Annotated in this window: 10 protein-coding genes; 9 read left to right on the forward strand and 1 reads right to left on the reverse strand. The window is 30.7% G+C overall.

The window, feature by feature from the left end; all coding sequences use genetic code 11:
- Positions 1–850, forward strand: an 850-nt coding sequence (locus ACH2BO_RS01460; protein ID WP_395042985.1) for a trehalase family glycosidase, incomplete at its 5' end; no start/stop codon positions are given.
- A 4-nt stretch (positions 851–854) separates the two neighbouring features.
- Here the strand turns inward: ACH2BO_RS01460 and ACH2BO_RS01465 are convergent.
- Positions 855–1,613, reverse strand: coding sequence for an NUDIX domain-containing protein (locus ACH2BO_RS01465; RefSeq protein WP_395042986.1), 759 nt, complete (start codon positions 1,611–1,613; stop codon positions 855–857).
- Between the two features lie 128 nt (positions 1,614–1,741).
- Between ACH2BO_RS01465 and ACH2BO_RS01470 the strand changes: the two genes are divergently transcribed.
- From ACH2BO_RS01470 to ACH2BO_RS01505, 8 genes are all read left to right on the forward strand, one after another.
- Positions 1,742–4,138: a glycoside hydrolase family 3 C-terminal domain-containing protein gene (locus ACH2BO_RS01470; RefSeq protein ID WP_395042987.1), complete on the forward strand. Its 2,397-nt coding sequence runs from the start codon at positions 1,742–1,744 to the stop codon at positions 4,136–4,138.
- A gap of 198 nt (positions 4,139–4,336) precedes the next feature.
- On the forward strand, positions 4,337–6,637 hold the full coding sequence (locus ACH2BO_RS01475) for an NADP-dependent malic enzyme (protein ID WP_395042988.1): 2,301 nt from the start codon (positions 4,337–4,339) through the stop codon (positions 6,635–6,637).
- 63 nt (positions 6,638–6,700) lie between these two features.
- Positions 6,701–7,282, forward strand: a complete 582-nt coding sequence (gene ruvA / locus ACH2BO_RS01480) for a Holliday junction branch migration protein RuvA (RefSeq protein ID WP_395042989.1) — start codon at positions 6,701–6,703, stop codon at positions 7,280–7,282.
- A 27-nt stretch (positions 7,283–7,309) separates the two neighbouring features.
- Entirely contained in the window at positions 7,310–14,521 is a 7,212-nt protein-coding gene (gene sprA, locus ACH2BO_RS01485; RefSeq protein ID WP_395043014.1) for a cell surface protein SprA, read from the forward strand.
- A gap of 132 nt (positions 14,522–14,653) precedes the next feature.
- Positions 14,654–15,034 carry a glycine cleavage system protein GcvH gene (gene gcvH / locus ACH2BO_RS01490; RefSeq protein WP_395042990.1) on the forward strand — a complete coding sequence of 127 codons (381 nt, stop codon included), beginning with the start codon at positions 14,654–14,656 and terminating at the stop codon, positions 15,032–15,034.
- A complete protein-coding gene (locus tag ACH2BO_RS01495; protein ID WP_395042991.1) occupies positions 15,027–15,398 on the forward strand; it encodes a VanZ family protein in 372 nt (123 codons plus the stop codon). Before gcvH ends, ACH2BO_RS01495 begins: the two co-directional genes overlap by 8 nt.
- A gap of 46 nt (positions 15,399–15,444) precedes the next feature.
- Complete coding sequence (gene deoC, locus ACH2BO_RS01500) at positions 15,445–16,188, forward strand: deoxyribose-phosphate aldolase (protein ID WP_395042992.1); 744 nt, start codon at positions 15,445–15,447, stop codon at positions 16,186–16,188.
- Between the two features lie 16 nt (positions 16,189–16,204).
- Entirely contained in the window at positions 16,205–18,331 is a 2,127-nt protein-coding gene (locus tag ACH2BO_RS01505) for a gliding motility protein RemB (RefSeq protein ID WP_395042993.1), read from the forward strand.
- Positions 18,332–18,358 lie beyond the last annotated feature (27 nt).

Raw genomic sequence — 18,358 nt, forward strand, 5'->3', positions numbered from 1 at the left:
TTACGAAAGAAAAATAGAAAATCTAGAACTGGATAATTATTTTGTTCATGACAGAAGCGTTCGCGAAAGCGGTCACGACACTAGTTATAGATTGGAAGGAATTTGTGCCGATTTGAATTTGGTTGAACTCAATGCAATGTTGTACAAATATGAAACTGATTTTGCCGAAATGATTTCAAAATATTTTGATGATTCATTCAAGTACAATTCTAAAATTTACACTCAAAAATACTGGATTGAAAAATCTGAAAATAGAAAAATTCTGATTAACAATTTACTTTGGAACGAAGAAGAAAGTTGTTTTTTTGATTATAATTTTAAAACTAAAAAGCAACATATTTTTTTATCGGCAACTTGTTTTTTTCCGCTTTGGGCGAAAATTGCAACGCAAGAACAAGCGGACAAAATGATTCAAAATGTGTTGCCAAAACTTATTTTTTCTGGCGGAATAGCTGGTTGCTCAAAAGATGCTTTAAACGATATTGGAGCTAATGAAATGCAACGGCAATGGGATTTTCCTTTTGGTTGGCCACCACATCAAATTATTATTTGGAAAGGATTAATTAATTTTGGTTATGATAAATTGGCTCAAGAACTAATTTACAAATGGCTTTATATGATTACCAAAAATGCTTGCAATTACAACGGAACAATTCCCGAAAAATATGATGTAGTAAGTGGTTCGCACAAAGTTTTTGCAGAATATGGAAATCAAGGAACTGATTTTGAATACATTACTCGTGAAGGTTTTGGTTGGATGAATGCCTCGTTTCAGTTGGGTTTTGAGCTTTTATCAGAAAAATTAAAAACAGATTTAAACAAACAAATTTCACCAGAAAAATTGTTTTAATAAATTACCAACCCATATTCAACCCATCTTTTAATACTTTTTGATAGTTTTCTGTGTCAAAACAATAAAAATTTGGAGCTTTATGTGATACATTGCTTTTCTTTTCATCAAGTTTTTTTAAAATCCCAATAGAATTCATTTTTCTAAAAAAGTTTCGTCTATCCAATTCTCTTCCTAAAATAGTTTCATATAACTTTTGAAGTTCGGTCATTGTAAATTTTTCTGGCAATAAATTAAAACCAATAGGTAAACTATTCAATTCTAATCTAAGATTTTCTAATGCTTTATTAAGAATTTTATTATGATCTAAAATTAATTCTGGTATATTGTTTAAATCAATCCATTCTATAATTTCATATTTGCCATTGGCACTCGGAATTGTCTCAAAAAAATCTACTAAAGCATAATATCCAATTGTTACAAATCGTTGTAAATACCATTTTGCATTCTCTTTTGGAATTTTAAAAAACTCTAAAACTTTGGTGTTAAAATCAATTTCATCTCTATTAATATCACCAAAAGTTGCAAATTGACGCAAAAATATTCCAGTCAATCCAGTTCTTTCTTTTAAAACATTAACTGCCGCAACATCAATACTGTCATCAACAGTTACAAAACCTCCAGGCAAAGTCCATTTTTCTGAAAATTTTGGTTTTAATAATAATACTTTTAACGAATTGTCATGAAAACCAAAAATTACACAATCAATAGATAAACCAGGTTGATAATTATTTGAATTATTTAATATAGATTCTAAACTCATTTTTTATTAAAAATAAAGTGGCAATTTAGTTCAATTTTAATAAAAAATTATAAATAATAGTGTTTGAATCAAATAAATAATTACATTGCGTCATTATAACACAATAAAACTATTAAATTTAATAAAAAATGAAAAAAATAAATATATTATTTTTTGCGATTTGTATTTCATTTCAAACCTTTTCGCAAACAAAAGAAGGGAAAATAACATCTAAAAAAATTAGCTCCCAAAAAAGTACTGCTAAAATAATTTTAGATGAAAAAGGATATCAAGAAAAAGCAAAATCATTAGTCAATAAAATGACTCTTGAAGAAAAAGCATCGCTATGTTCTGGTGGAACAGCTTGGACAACAAAACCAATAGAAAGATTATCAATTCCAGAAATTTTCATGACCGATGGACCACACGGATTGCGAAAAGCAGTTGGTTTTGACTTTTTAAACAGTGTTCCAGCAACTTGTTTTCCAACAGCATCAGCAATTGCATCTTCTTGGGATGTTAATTTGGCACAAAAAATGGGCGAAACAATAGCAATAGAATGTCAAACTAACAATGTTCAAATACTTCTTGGTCCAGGTGTAAACATGAAACGTTCACCACTTGGAGGAAGAAATTTTGAATATTTTTCTGAAGATCCAGTTTTAGCCGGAAAAATAGCATCGGGATTTATAAATGGTGTTCAAAGTCAAGGCGTTGGAACATCAATGAAGCATTTTGCTGCTAATAGTCAAGAGAATGAAAGAATGATTTCTAATTCGGTTATTGATGAAAGAACCTTAAACGAAATTTATTTTCCAGCTTTTGAAATTGCAGTAAAAAACGCACAACCTTGGACAATCATGTGTTCTTATAATAAATTAAACGGAATCTATACATCAGAAAACGAATATTTATTAAACGAAATTTTAAAGAAAAAATGGGGTTTTAAAGGGTTTGTAGTTTCTGATTGGAGTGCTGTAAACAATAGAGTTATGGGAGTAAATGCTGGCTTGCATCTCGAAATGCCATCAAGTGGAGGTTACAACGATGCAAAAATTATAGAATCAGTAAAAAAAGGAACATTATCTGAAACTAAATTAAATGAAATTGTTACAGATTTACTAGCTGTTATTCTAAAAGCCAAAGACAGTTATAAAGCAGGAACAACTTATGACAAACAAAAACACAATGATATTGCTCGTAAAACTAGTAGCGAATGTATTGTTTTATTAAAAAACGACAATGCTATTTTACCTTTAAAAAAAGATATAAAAACAATTGCTATAATTGGAGAATTTGCTAAAAAACCTCGTTTTCAAGGCGCAGGAAGTTCACAAGTAAAACCAAATCAAATAGTAAATGCATTTGATGAATTGAAAAAAACAACAACAGCAAATTTTTCATACGCAGCAGGTTATGATGTAAATGGTAAAACAACTGAAACATTATTAACGGAAGCAATTTCAAATGCAAAAAATGCCCAAACGGTAATTGTTTTTGCAGGATTACCAGATAGTTATGAAAGCGAAGGTTTTGACAGAACAAATATTAATATGCCTGATGGTCATAATAAATTAATTGAAGAAATTGCCAAAGTAAACAAAAATGTAATTGTAGTTTTAATGAATGGCTCAGCAGTTTTAATGCCATGGAAAAATAATGTTTCGGCAATTGTTGAAGCATATCTTGGAGGTCAAGCTGGTGGTGGCGCAGTTACCGATGTTTTGACAGGAAAAGTAAATCCTTCAGGAAAATTATCAGAAACATTTCCAGAAACATTAGATGATACTCCAACCGCGTTAGATTTTCCTTCAAAAACTGTTGATGCAAGTTATGGTGAAGGAGTTTATATTGGTTACAGATATTATGATAAAAAGAAAATTGAACCAAATTTTCCATTCGGATTTGGGTTGAGTTATACTGCTTTTGCTTATTCTGATATAAAATCAAACACTACTTCTGCCAATGATAATGATGCCATTTCAATAACGGTAAAAGTTAAAAACACAGGAAAAGTAGACGGTAAAGAAATCATACAATTGTATGTTCATGAACAAAATGCAATTGTATCTCGTCCAGAAAATGAATTAAAACATTTTGAAAAAATAGATTTAAAAGTTGGCGAAGAAAAAGCAGTTACATTTAATTTAAGTTATCGTGATTTTGCTTTTTTTGATGTAAACACTCATGATTGGAAAGTAAATTCAGGAAAATTTGATATTCGTGTTGGTGGTTCTTCTCGCAATTTACCTTTACAACAAACAATTGATATTAAATCTTCAAAAATTGAAAAAGTGGTTTTAACATTAGATTCTATGCTTAAAGAATTTAAAAAATCGCCAAAAGGATTAGTAATTCACAACCAAATGTTACAAATGTTTAGAGGTGACAATAAAACACCAGAAACTGAAGAAGAGAAAAAAGCAGCAGAATTTTTAGAATTATTTTTTGGAGACACACCAGTTAGTAAATTTATTCTTTTATCTGGAGGAAAATTTACAGAGGAAAGTTTAATCAAAATGGTAGGTGAAGCAAACCAAAACTAATTTATATATTTTATAAAAATCTTAAAAATGAACATGCCCCAAAAAGTTAGACACTATTTGGGGCATTTTTTATTTAAAAAAAAGCTGGTTTTTATTAAATTAAAATAATTAAAAAACTTTCTAAAAGAAAATCAATAAAAATTTCCATTTTCGATTTAGACTTTTACCTTTGTAAGTCAGAAGAAAAAGAAATAAAAAATGCACAAAGACAATAAACGTAGAGAAGCACTTTTATACCATGCAAAGCCAACTCCAGGAAAAATTAAGGTTGTTCCAACTAAAAAATATGCTACACAAAGAGATTTATCATTAGCATATTCGCCAGGTGTTGCAGAACCTTGCCTTGAAATTGCAAAAGATATTGAAAACGTTTATAAATATACATCCAAAGGAAATTTGGTTGCAGTAATTACAAACGGAACAGCAGTTTTAGGACTTGGAGACATTGGTCCAGAGGCATCCAAACCAGTGATGGAAGGAAAAGCTTTATTGTTTAAAATATTTGCTGACATTGATGTTTTTGACATAGAAGTTGGAACAAAAAACATAGAAGAATTTATTGCAACAGTAAAGAATATTGCACCAACATTTGGAGGAATAAATCTAGAAGATATAAAAGCTCCAGAATCTTTCGAAATAGAAAGACGTCTAGTTGAGGAGTTAAATATTCCTGTGATGCACGATGATCAACACGGAACTGCAATTATTTCATCTGCGGCTTTACTAAATGCTCTTGAACTTGCCGAAAAAAACATTTCCGAAATTAAACTTGTAGTTTCTGGAGCTGGTTCTGCAGCATTGGCTTGTGCTAATTTATATGTTTTACTTGGTGTAAAACCAGAAAACATAATAATGTTTGATGTAAATGGAGTTTTATCAAATGATAGAAATGATTTGTCAGATTTACAAAAAAAATACAGTTTTGGCACTAAAGGAATTCAACTTGGTGAAGCATTAATCAATGCTGATGTTTTTCTTGGTCTTTCAGCTGGAAACATTTTAAAACCACAAATGTTGCTTGCCATGGCAGATAATCCAATCGTTTTCGCCATGGCAAATCCAATTCCTGAGATAGATTATGATGTAGCCATCAAAACAAGAAAAGATATTATTATGGCAACTGGTCGATCAGACCATCCAAATCAGGTTAATAATGTTCTTGGTTTTCCATATATTTTTCGCGGAGCATTAGATGTTAGAGCTACAAAAATAAATGAGGCAATGAAAATGGCAGCAGTTCGAGCTTTGGCTGCTTTAGCAAAAGAATCTGTTCCAGAGCAAGTAAATATTGCTTATGGAGAAACAAAGTTATACTTTGGTAGAGAATATATAATTCCAAAACCATTTGACCCAAGGTTGATAACTATGGTTGCGCCAGCAGTTGCCAAAGCAGCAATGGAAAGTGGTGTTGCATTAAATCCTATTACAGATTGGAAACAATATGAAGAAGATTTATTAGAACGAATGGGTTCTGATAATAAAATGATAAGATTATTAATCAATAGAGCCAAAAGTGATCCTAAACGAATAGTATTTGCCGAAGCAGATCAATTAGATGTATTAAAAGCCGCACAAATAGTTCATGAAGAAGGAATTGGACTTCCAATATTATTAGGTAGAAAAGAAGATATTCTTGAATTAAAAGAAGAAATTGGTTTTGATGCAGATGTGCCAATTTTTGATCCAAAAACCAAAGATGAAGATAAACGCAGATTAAGATATGCTGATATTTTTTGGAAAGAAAGGAACAGAAGAGGAGTTTCATTACTCGATGCACAAAAATGGATGAGAGAAAGAAATTATTTTGCAGCAATGATGGTAAATGAAGGCGATGCAGATGCTATGGTTTCTGGTTTTTCTAGAAGTTATCCGTCTGTTGTAAAACCATTAATGCAATTGATTGGAAAAGCTCCAGGAATTTCATTAATTGCATCAACCAATATGATGATGACCAACCGCGGACCAATGTTTTTGTCAGACACAGCAATTAATCCAGATCCAACATCAGATGATTTAGCTAAAATTGCATTGATGACAGAAAAAACAGTTAGAATGTTTGGTTTAGAACCAGTTATTGCAATGGTTTCATTCTCAAACTTTGGTTCATCAACCCATGAAAGTGCAAATAAAGTAAGAGAAGCTGTAACATATCTACATAAATATTATCCAGAATTAGTTGTTGATGGAGAAATTCAAGCCGATTTTGCCTTAAATCCAGAAATGCTAAAAAATAAGTTTCCGTTCTCTAAATTGGCTGGAAAAAAAGTAAACACTTTGATTTTTCCTAATTTAGAATCGGCAAATATTACCTATAAATTACTAAAAGAATTATACAATGTAGAATCTATTGGACCAATTGTTATGGGAATGGATAAACCTGCTCATATTTTTCAACTTGGCGCAAGTGTAGAAGAAATGGTAAATATGGCTGCAGTTGCAGTTGTAGACGCACAAGAAAAAAGTAAACGACTAAAAAATTTCACTGTAAAAATAGAGTAGAAATTAAGCTTTTCTAATTCCAATTAAAGTTTTTTGTTATATTTGAATTGCATAAATAATATTATGATAGCACACATTCAAGGAAAATTAGTTGAAAAAACACCTACAGAAGTTGTAATAGACTGTAATGGTGTTGGTTATCATGTAAATATTTCGCTTCACACATATTCGCTACTTCCAAAAACCGATTTTATAAAGCTATTTACACATTTAATAATCAAAGAAGATTCACATTCTTTGTTTGGATTTATAGAAAAATCTGAAAAAGAAATATTTAAATTGCTAATAACAGTTTCTGGTATTGGAGCATCAATCGCAAGAACAATGCTTTCGTCATTAGAACCCAAACAAATTATTCAGGCATTAGCAAGTGGAGATGTTGGAACAATTCAATCTATCAAAGGCATTGGTGCTAAAACAGCACAACGAGCAATATTAGATTTAAAAGAAAAAGTGTTAAAAATTTATGATTTAGACGAAGTTTCTTTATCTCAAAACAATACAAATCGTGATGAAGCGTTATCTGCTTTGGAGGTTTTAGGTTTTGTTAGAAAAGCATCAGAGAAAATAGTCGATAAAGTAATTAATGAAAATCCAGATGCTACTGTAGAAGTTATTATAAAACAAGCATTAAAAAATTTATAATTTTTGAAAACAAATTACAATATATACATGCAAACGGTATTAAAAACAAGTTTAATTTTACTACTATTTTTTACTAGTTGGACTTCTTTTTCACAAGAGGAAGAACCAGATTCTACAAGAGTTGGAAGTGATTTGGGTGAAATTAAACTTGGAAATCCTCCAAGTATAGTTGATGCTTATAAATATGATCCTGTAACCGATAGGTATATTTACTCAAGCACATTTGAAGGATTTAATATTAATTATCCAATAATTTTAACTCCAAAAGAATACCAAGAATTAGTTCTTAGAGAATCAATGCGAAAGTATTTTAAAGAAAAATCAGATGCAATTGATGGCAGAAAAGAAGGAACTGAAGAAGCTAAAAAGAATTTACTTCCAAGATATTACGTAAACTCTGGTTTTTTCGCTTCCATTTTTGGCTCCAATACAATAGATGTAAAACCAACAGGTTCTGTAGAAATGGATTTGGGTGTTCGTTACACAAAACAAGATAATCCTTCTTTTTCTCCTAGAAATAGAGCAACAACAACTTTTGATTTTGATCAAAGAATTAGCATGAGTTTGCAAGGAAAAGTTGGAACACGACTTAATGTTAATGCCAATTATGATACTCAATCAACATTTGCATTTCAAAATTTAATTAAATTAGAATTTGATCCAAGCGTAAATGGAGGAGAAGATTCTATTTTACAAAAATTAGAAATTGGAAATGTAAGCATGCCATTAAATAGCTCACTAATTCGTGGAGCACAAAGTTTATTTGGTGTAAAAGCTCAGTTTCAATTTGGTAAAACAACAATTACAGGAGTTTTCTCTGAACAAAAATCGCAAACTAAAAGTGTAACAGCTCAAGGTGGTGGAACCATTCAAGATTTTGATTTGTTTTCATTAGATTATGACTCTGATAGGCACTTTTTTCTTTCACAATATTTTAGAAATAAATACGATTCGTCATTAAGAAATTATCCATTTATTGATAGCAGAGTTCAAATTACTAGAATAGAAGTTTGGGTTACCAACAGACAAAATAGAGTTAGTACAACCAATAATAATCTTAGAAATATTATTGCGCTTCAAGATTTAGGTGAATCTGAATTAAACACAAATGGATTAACACCAACAGACATTGTTGCAATAACTCCAATTCCATCAGGATTTTTTGGAACTACTTTGCCAAATTCTCCATCAGATAATCAAAATAATTTATATGATCCAGCATTAATTGGAACTACTACTGGATTGTTAAAAAATGAAATTAGAGAAATTGTAACATCAAGTGATGGATTTAATAATACTGTTAGTGAAGGTGACGATTATTCTAAACTAGAAAATGCTCGAAAATTAAGTGCCAATGAGTTTACTTTTCATCCACAATTAGGTTATGTATCTTTACAACAACGATTAGCCAATGACGAAGTTCTTGCAGTTGCTTACCAATATACAATTGGCGACGATATTTATCAAGTAGGAGAATTTGGTACAGATGGAGCAACACCAACAGAAGTAAATGGAGCAGGAATTCCAGAAACGCAGACATTAATATTAAAACTATTAAAAAGTAATCTAACAAATGTTCAAAAACCAATTTGGAATTTAATGATGAAAAACATCTATCAACTTCCTGGAGCATACCAATTGCAACAAGAAGATTTTAGATTTAATATACTTTATACTGATCCATCACCATTAAATTATATTTCACAAGTTGGCACAACACCATTGCCTGCAAATGTTTTAGAAACACCATTGCTAAAAGTTTTTAATGTAGATAAATTAAATTACAACAATGATCCACAAGATGGTGGAGATGGTTTTTTCGATTTTATGCCAGGACTTACTGTAGATCAACAAAACGGAAGATTAATTTTTACAACAGTAGAACCTTTTGGAAAACATTTGTTTGAAAAATTAAGAAACAATCCAAGCGAGAATTATTCTGGTGATCCAAATTCAAGTATAGATTATAACGAAAATCAAAAAAAATATGTTTTTAGAACTATGTATACAAGCACACAAGCTGGTGCATTGCAAGACAGTGATAAAAATAAATTTCAATTGCGAGGAAAATTTAAATCTGCTGGTGGCGACGGAATTCCGATTGGGGCATTCAATGTTCCCAAAGGTTCTGTAGTTGTAACCGCAGGTGGAAGAGTTCTAGTTGAAGGAATAGATTATAGCGTAAACTATCAAGCTGGTAGAGTTCAAATTCTTGATCCATCATTGGCAGCATCAAATACACCAATTGAAGTTTCTGTTGAAAATAATTCGGTTTTTGGTCAACAAACAAGACGTTTCTTTGGAGTGAATGTAGAACATAAATTTTCAGAAAAATTTATTGTTGGTGGAACTTTCTTAAAAATGACAGAAAGACCATTTACTCAAAAATCTAATTACGGACAAGAATCTGTTAACAACACAATTTACGGCGCCAATTTAAATTACTCAACCGAAGTTCCTTTTCTTACAAGATTAGTCAATAAACTTCCAAATATGGATACCGATGTTCCTTCCAATATCTCAATTAGAGGTGAAGTTGCATTTTTAAAACCAAACACTCCTAAAGCAGATCAATTTGAAGGTGAAGCAACTATTTATGTAGATGATTTTGAAGGTTCACAAACTACAATCGATATGCGTTCTCCTTTTTCATGGTATTTATCTTCTACACCATCTTGGGATACAGATAGTGATTATCTAGATTTTGGGTCAAGCTCAAGTGCATTAGATTATGGATATAAAAGAGCAAAATTATCATGGTATGGTATTGATCCAGTTTTTTATACACAACGACCAGCAGGAATTTCGGTTGATGATATATCATTAAATTCTACCAGAAGAATTTTTAGCTCAGAATTATATCCAGAAACAGACATTGTTCAAGGTCAATCTCAAGTTGTTAACACCTTAGATTTAAGCTATTCACCTACAGACAGAGGTCAATATAATTTTAATCCTGTTGCAGCATCAACAAATATATTACCAAATCCAACTGAAAATTTTGGTGGAATTACAAGATCATTAAACTCAACAAATTTCGAACAAGGAAACGTAGAATATATTCAATTTTGGGTTTTAGATCCATATATTGGCGCAGGAAGTACTCCTGACACAAATGTTGGTAAGATTTATTTTAATCTTGGAGAAATCTCCGAAGACATATTAAAAGACGGAAGAAAACAATATGAAAATGGTTTACCAGAAGCAGGTTCAACCTCGCCAACAGTTCCTACAATTTGGGGACAAGTTCCAGCATCACAATCATTAATTTATGCATTTGATACTAATGGAGCAAATAGACTAGTACAAGATGTAGGTTTAGATGGAATTTCTGATGATGTAGAAGCTACAACTTTTCCGGCATTTGCAGCACAACCTGATCCATCTGGAGATAATTATCAATATTTTCTTCAAGCCACAGGAAATGTAATAGATCGTTATAGAAATTATAATGGTATGCAAAGCAACTCACCAGTCGATGTTACAGATACAAATAGAGGTTCAACAACCGTTCCTGATGTAGAAGATATCAATAGAGACAACACCATGAATACAATCAATGCTTATTATGAATATAGTATTGATATGAATAACGCAATTCAAGTAGGTCAAAATTATGTAACAGATATTAGACCAGTTTCTGGAATTACTTTGCCTAACGGATTAACAGCAACAGGAAGATGGATTCAATATAAAATTCCTGTAGCTCAACCAGAAAACACGATTGGCGGAATATCTGATTTTCGTTCAATTAGATTTATGAGAATATTTATGACAGGTTTTAGCGAGCCAGTTACGATTCGTTTTGGAGCTTTAGATTTAGTTCGTGGAGAATGGCGTCGTTATACAAGTTTTTTAGATTTTAACGATCCTGATGTCGACGATGATACAACTAATTTTGATGTTCAAGCAGTAAATATTCAAGAAAATGGTGATAGAGTTCCAATTCATTATGTAACACCACCAAATGTTGTTCGTGAACAATTATACAACAACAACACTTTGATAAATCAAAACGAACAATCATTATCATTAAGAGCAACTGGTAATGGTGGCGTTGGAGGATTAGAACCTGGCGATTCTCGTGCAGTTTTCAAAAACGTAAGTGTAGATATGCGACAGTTTAATAAAATGAAAATGTTTCTTCATGCCGAAGCTGTTCCTGCAAATCCAAATTCAATTGAAAATGATGAAATGGTAGGATTTATCCGTTTTGGTAATGATTTTACAAGTAATTATTATCAAGTTGAAATTCCATTAAAAAAATCAGACTTCACATCTGTAACTCCAGAAGAAATTTGGCCAGAAGAAAATGAAGTAGATTTATCTCTTGCTTTACTAACAAAACTTAAAATTTTATCGTTAAGCATAGATCCAACGACATTACCACTCGATGGAGTTTATTATCTAAACGAAGACGAACTTGATCCATCACTGGCAAGTAAACCAAATAAATTAAGATTAGGAATTAAAGGAAATCCAAATTTTGGACTTGTTAGAACATTAATGATTGGTATAAAAAATCAAACAGATGTATTAAATAATTCAGATCATCCACTAGCTCCAAGAGATATAGAAGGAGAAGTTTGGTTTAACGAACTTCGTTTAGCACAAATGGATAACAAAGGCGGAATGGCAGCTGTGTTAAATATGGACACCAACTTTGCCGATTTTGCAACAATTTCAGCCACTGGAAGAATGAGTACCATAGGTTTTGGCTCATTAGAACAAGGACCAAACGAAAGAAGTAGAGAAGATATTAAACAATACAATGTAGTAACTAATTTAAGTTTAGGAAAACTACTTCCAAAGAAATGGGGAATAAATCTACCATTCAACTATTCAGTTGGAGAAGAAATTGTTACGCCAGAATATGATCCTTTTAATCAAGACATTAGATTAGAGCAATTAATAGACAATACAGCTAGCGAAACAGAAAGAAGCAATATAAGAAACAGAGCAATAGATTATACAAAAAGAAAAAGCATCAATTTTATTGGTGTTAAAAAAGAAAGAGCTCCAGAACAAAAACAGCATTTTTACGATCCAGAAAATTTAACCTTGTCTTATTCATACAATGAAGTAAACCGTCATAATTATGAAATAGAAAACTTTTTAGATCAGCAAGTTAACACTGGTGCAGATTATACTTTTGCATTCAAATCTAAACCTTTCGAACCATTCAAAAAAACTAAAGTATTTAAGAAAAGTACTTACTGGAAATTATTAAGTGATTTTAATTTTAATTATTTACCATCCAACATTTCATTTAGTACAAATATTACTAGACAATATAATGAACAACAGTTTAGATTAGTTGATGTTGAAGGAATTGGACTTGATAAATTATACAGAAGAAATTTCTTGTTTAACTATCAATATGGTTTCAATTATAATTTAACTAAAGCATTAAAACTTAGTTTCAACGCATCTTCAAATAATATTGTAAGAAACTATTTAGACGAAAACAACAACCCAGATAATAGCTACAACATTTGGACAGATTATTGGAATCCTGGAACGCCAAATTTACACAATCAGCAATTGGTTGTTAATTATGATTTGCCAATTAATAAAATTCCGTTTTTAAGTTTTATTAATTCTTCTTATACTTATACTGGCGATTACAGTTGGCAACGTGCTTCGTTAGCATTAGAAACTATAGAAGCCGAAGATGGAACTATCTATAATTTAGGAAACACAATTCAAAATGCAGGTTCACATAGGTTAAATACCAAATTAAATATGGAAACTTTCTATAAATATATTGGATTAACTAAAAAAACTAAAAAACCAGCAGCCAAACCTGCAGCTCCAAAACCTGGCGAAAAAATAGTTGCAGTAAAACCACAAGTTCAAAACGAAAGAAGCGTTTTTATGGATGGTTTAATTGGAGTTTTAACAAGTGTGAAAAATATTCAAATAGATTATACAGAAAATCGAGGGACAGTTCTTCCAGGATATACACCAAGTATTGGTTTCTTTGGAACAGCTAAACCAACTTTTGGATTTGCATTTGGTAGTCAAGACGAAGTTAGATTTGAAGCAGCAAAAAATGGTTGGTTAACTAATTACCCAGATTTCAATCAAAGTTTTACACAAGTAACAAGCAAATTATTAAACTTTACTGCAAATGTTGATTTGTTTCCAGATTTTAAAATCGATTTAAATGCCAATAGAACTTATGCAGATAATTTTTCAGAGCAATTCGATGTAACTGGTGGTCAATATAATTCGCGTTCACCATACAGTTTTGGAAATTATGCTATATCTACAGTAATGTTAAAATCTGCTTTCAAACAAAGTGATGAAAATTTTTCGTCAGCATTTAATGATTTTAGAGGAAATAGAATTATTGTAGCCGATAGATTGGCAACAGAATATTATGGATCAAGTTCTTTTGCAAGAGATGCAGAAGGTTATCCTGTTGGCTTCGGAAAAAATAGTCAAGCAGTATTAATTCCATCATTTTTAGCTGCATATACTGGTTTTACAACATTTGGAGCCAATGATGCAGCCAAAGACATTTCGTTAGCATCATTTAGAAACATTCCAATTCCAAACTGGAATATAAAATATAACGGATTAATGCGTTTAGGATTCTTTAAAGAAAGATTTAAACGTTTCTCTTTGCAACATAATTACAAAGCATCGTATACAATAAATTCGTTTCGTTCTAACTTTGAATATGATCAAAATCCTAATGGTTTAGATACAGGAGGAAACATCAATAACAAATTAATTATTGGAAACATCAATTTAGTAGAACAATTTAGTCCGTTAGTTAGAGTAGATTTCGAAATGAAAAACTCGTTTAAGTTTCTTGCCGAAATGAAAAAAGACAGAGCATTATCAATGAGTTTTGATAATAATTTATTGACAGAAGTAAAAGGATTAGAATATGTTGTAGGTCTAGGATACAGAATAAAAGATGTAATTTTAGCATCGCAATTTGCCGATAATCCCCAAGGAGTTATTAAAAGTGATATCAATATAAAAGTTGATTTCTCCTATAGAAATAATAAAACTATTGTTAGATATTTAGATTATGACAACAATCAGCTTGGTGGCGGACAAAACATTTGGTCAGCAAAATTAACAGCCGATTATTCGTTTAGCAAAAACCTAACAGCAATTTTCTTCTATGATCATTCGTTCTCTAAAGCAGTAATATCAACATCTTTTCCTCTAACAAATATTAGAAGCGGATTTACATTGAGATACAATTTTGGAAATTAATATCATATAAAAATCATTTGAAAAATTAATAAATAGTACTACTTTTGATGAAATTTTAAAAGTAAAATTGTAATAAATTTATTTTATTCTAACGAACTCATTCTTAGGATAGAATATAAAAAATAAAAAATAATGATGGTACCAAATAATTTAAAATACACCAAAGACCACGAATGGATTTCTATTGATGGCGACGTTGCAACAGTTGGAATAACACATTTTGCACAAAGCGAGCTTGGAGATATAGTTTATGTTGAAGTAGAAACACTTGACCAAACATTAGAAAAAGATGAGGTTTTTGGAACTGTAGAAGCAGTAAAAACAGTTTCAGATTTATTCTTACCATTAGCAGGTGAAATTATCGAATTTAATGAAGATTTAGAAAGAAATCCTGAAGTTGTAAACTCAGATCCTTACGGAAAAGGATGGATGATTAAAATAAAAGTTTCAGATTTATCACAATGGGATGAATTATTAGACAGCGAATCTTATGCAAAACTGATTGGTGCTTAATAAAAAAACATTTTTCTTCATAGCAATCACTTGGACAGCAATAATCACCTATCTAAGTTTGGCTTCGTTAGGAACAATTGGAAACACAATTAAAATACCCTATAAAGACAAAATGGTTCATTTTGTCTTTTATTTTTTATTTGTTATTTTTTGGAATTTATCCCAAAACAATAAGCTAATTCATAAAAAAACCACAATTATTATTCTTTTAATTGCAATATTTTACGGAATAATAATGGAGTTTTTTCAATATAATTTCACCATTTCAAGACATGCTGATGTTTATGATGTACTTGCCAATTCATTTGGAGCAATTATGGGATTGATTATCTTGATGGTTTTTAAAAATAAAAAGACAAATTAAATCTCACAGTTGTGAGATTTTTTTAATTTTACACAAATATCTCTAAATGAATATAAAACAATATCTCGATTCGACCTACTTAAAAACTCCTGCTCAAGCCGGATTATCTGTAGTGGAGAATACCGAAATAGTAAAAAAATTCATTCAAGAAGCTATTGACGAAAGCTTTAAACTAATAATGATTCGTCCAGATATGGTTTCTTTGGCAAAAAAAATGATTGCCAAAGCCAATTCTAAGGTTTTAATTGGAACTGTAATTGGTTTTCATGAAGGCACAAATTTGCTGCAAGAAAAACTTGATGAAGCCAACAAAGCAATAACTGATGGTGCAGATGATTTAGATTTTGTATGCAACTATGAAGCTTTTAAAAAAGGCGAAATAGATTTGGTAAAAAACGAAATTTTACAAGCAACAAAACTGGGATTGCAACATCACAAAACTGTAAAATGGATTATAGAAGTTGCGGCTTTAAATAGCGACCAAATTATTCAAATATCGGCTTTGATAAAAAATGTTGTGATGTCAAATTTTAATGAAGATTATTATAATTCAGTATATGTAAAATCATCAACAGGATTTTATAAAACCGAAAATAATTTGCCAAATGGAGCCACTGTTTCATCAATAATAATGATGCTCGAAAACTGTTCGCCATTACCAGTTAAAGCTGCTGGTGGAGTTAAATCTTATGATGAAGCGATAGAAATGATTCGTCTTGGTGTAAAAAGAATAGGAACTTCATCGGCAAAGGCAATTGCAAATGAAGAAATATCAACTAGTGATTACTAATTTTATTATTATAAAAATGTATAAAAAAATCTCAATTGTATTTTTTATTTTTTGGTCTGTTATAGCTACATCACAAAAAACTAGTGAACAATTTCCTGTTTTTCCAAACTGTGAAAGTAAGCAATCAGCAGAGTTAGAAAATTGCTTTTATAACGAAGTGCAAACATTTGTATATCAATATTTTAAAGTTTCTGATAATTTAAAAGAAACTAAAACATCAATAATTGTGCTTTTTGAAGTTGATGATAAAGGAAATTTCAAAGTGCAATATGTTGATGCAAATAATGAAGATTTGGTTAAAGAAAGCAAAAGAGTTTTTTCAAATTTACCAAAAGTAAAACCAGCAACCTATAATGGCAAACCAACCTATTCAAAATTTACAATAAAAATTTCAATTCCGTTGCAAAATCCAGCCGAAGAAAAAACTGAACTTCTTCAAGAAAACACTAACTCAATTGAAAGAGTTTCATTAAAAAACCAAGGTGTTGGAATAATTAATACTAACAAAGAACTTACAGAAATTGATAGTTTAAAATACAATAATTTTCAAAATCCTCAATTTCAATCACATTTAAATATTCCATTATCACACAGTTATTACTCTCAATTTGATGCAGCAATGAATAAAGTTGGCGCCAATAATCATACAGTTTCTAAACCATATACTTATGCTGAGGTTTCAAAATATTATAATTTAGAGGAAATCAATTCTAAATTAATGAAAAACAAAACATCTTGGTTGAGCAGAAAAATTTGGAATGAAAACACAGTCGCCATTCAAGGCGATGGATATTGGTTTACCATGAATCCAATATTCGATTTGCAGTTTGGAAAAAGTGATCCAAGTAAAGCTAGTTATACTTATGTAAATACTCGCGGATTGCAAGCTCGTGGCGGATTAGGAAGTCAATTAAATTTTACAACAACAATCTACGAAAGTCAAGGTCGTTTTGCAGATTATTTTAATAGATATGCCGAATCTATTGCGCCATCTGGAGGAAATCCTGCAATTATTCCAGGAATAGGAATAGCAAAAAGATTTAAAACCGATGCTTATGATTTTCCTCTTGCCGAAGCCAATTTGACTTTTGCACCCAATAAATTTATCGATTTGCAATTGGGTTACGGAAGAAATTTTCTAGGCGATGGTTATCGTTCCTTATTGATGAGTGATGGCGCAAGTCCTTATCCATATTTTAAAATAAACACAACATTCTGGAAAATAAAGTACACCAATACTTATATGTGGATGAAAGATGTTCGCAATGAAGTAACAATAGACAGAACTTATGCTACTAAATATGTTGCTAATCATTATTTGAGTTGGAATGTAAGCAAACGATTTAATCTTGGTTTTTTCGAGTCTGTTGTTTGGAGTAATCAAAACAATCGTGGCTTTGATATGAGTTTTGTTAATCCAATAATATTTTATCGTGCTGTAGAATTTGAATCTTCTTCACGAAGCGGAAATGCACTTTTAGGAATTACTGGCAAGTATAAATTGAACAATCAAATAAATATTTATGGACAATTTTTATTAGACGAATTTTCACTTGGCGATGTAAAAGCTGGAGATAAAAGCTGGAAAAATAAATTTGGATATCAACTTGGAGCCAAGTATTACAATGCGTTTAAAATCAATAATTTATTATTGCAAGTAGAATACAATAATGTTCGTCCTTATGTATATGCACATAGCGAAATAATTACCAATTATGGTCATAATAACCAAAGTTTAGGTCATCAATGGGGTGGAAATTTTAGCGAATTTATTGCAATTGCTCGTTACCATCAAGGAAGATATTTTGGCGATGCAAAAATTACTTTAGGAAAACGTGGTTTAGATTTTTCTAACACAGGAGCAAACTCCAATTATGGAAGTAATATCTATAGAGATTATGACGAAGATAGATTTTCAGATACAGGAGTTATTATTGGTCAAGGAAATAAAACAAATGTTTTTATTGCCGATTTGCAAGCTGGATATTTAATAAATCCTTCAACAAATTTAAAAGTTTTTGGAAGTTTAATCTACAGAAATTTCAATCCTAGTTCAGATACAGCTATTGATTTTAAAGAAAGCACAACATGGTTTTCAGTTGGTGTGCGATGTGATATTTTTAATTGGTATTTGGATTATTAGGATGATAAAAAGCAGTTTAAAAATATT

Source organism: Flavobacterium sp., assembly GCF_043773265.1.
Classification (GTDB): Bacteria; Bacteroidota; Bacteroidia; order Flavobacteriales; family Flavobacteriaceae; genus Flavobacterium.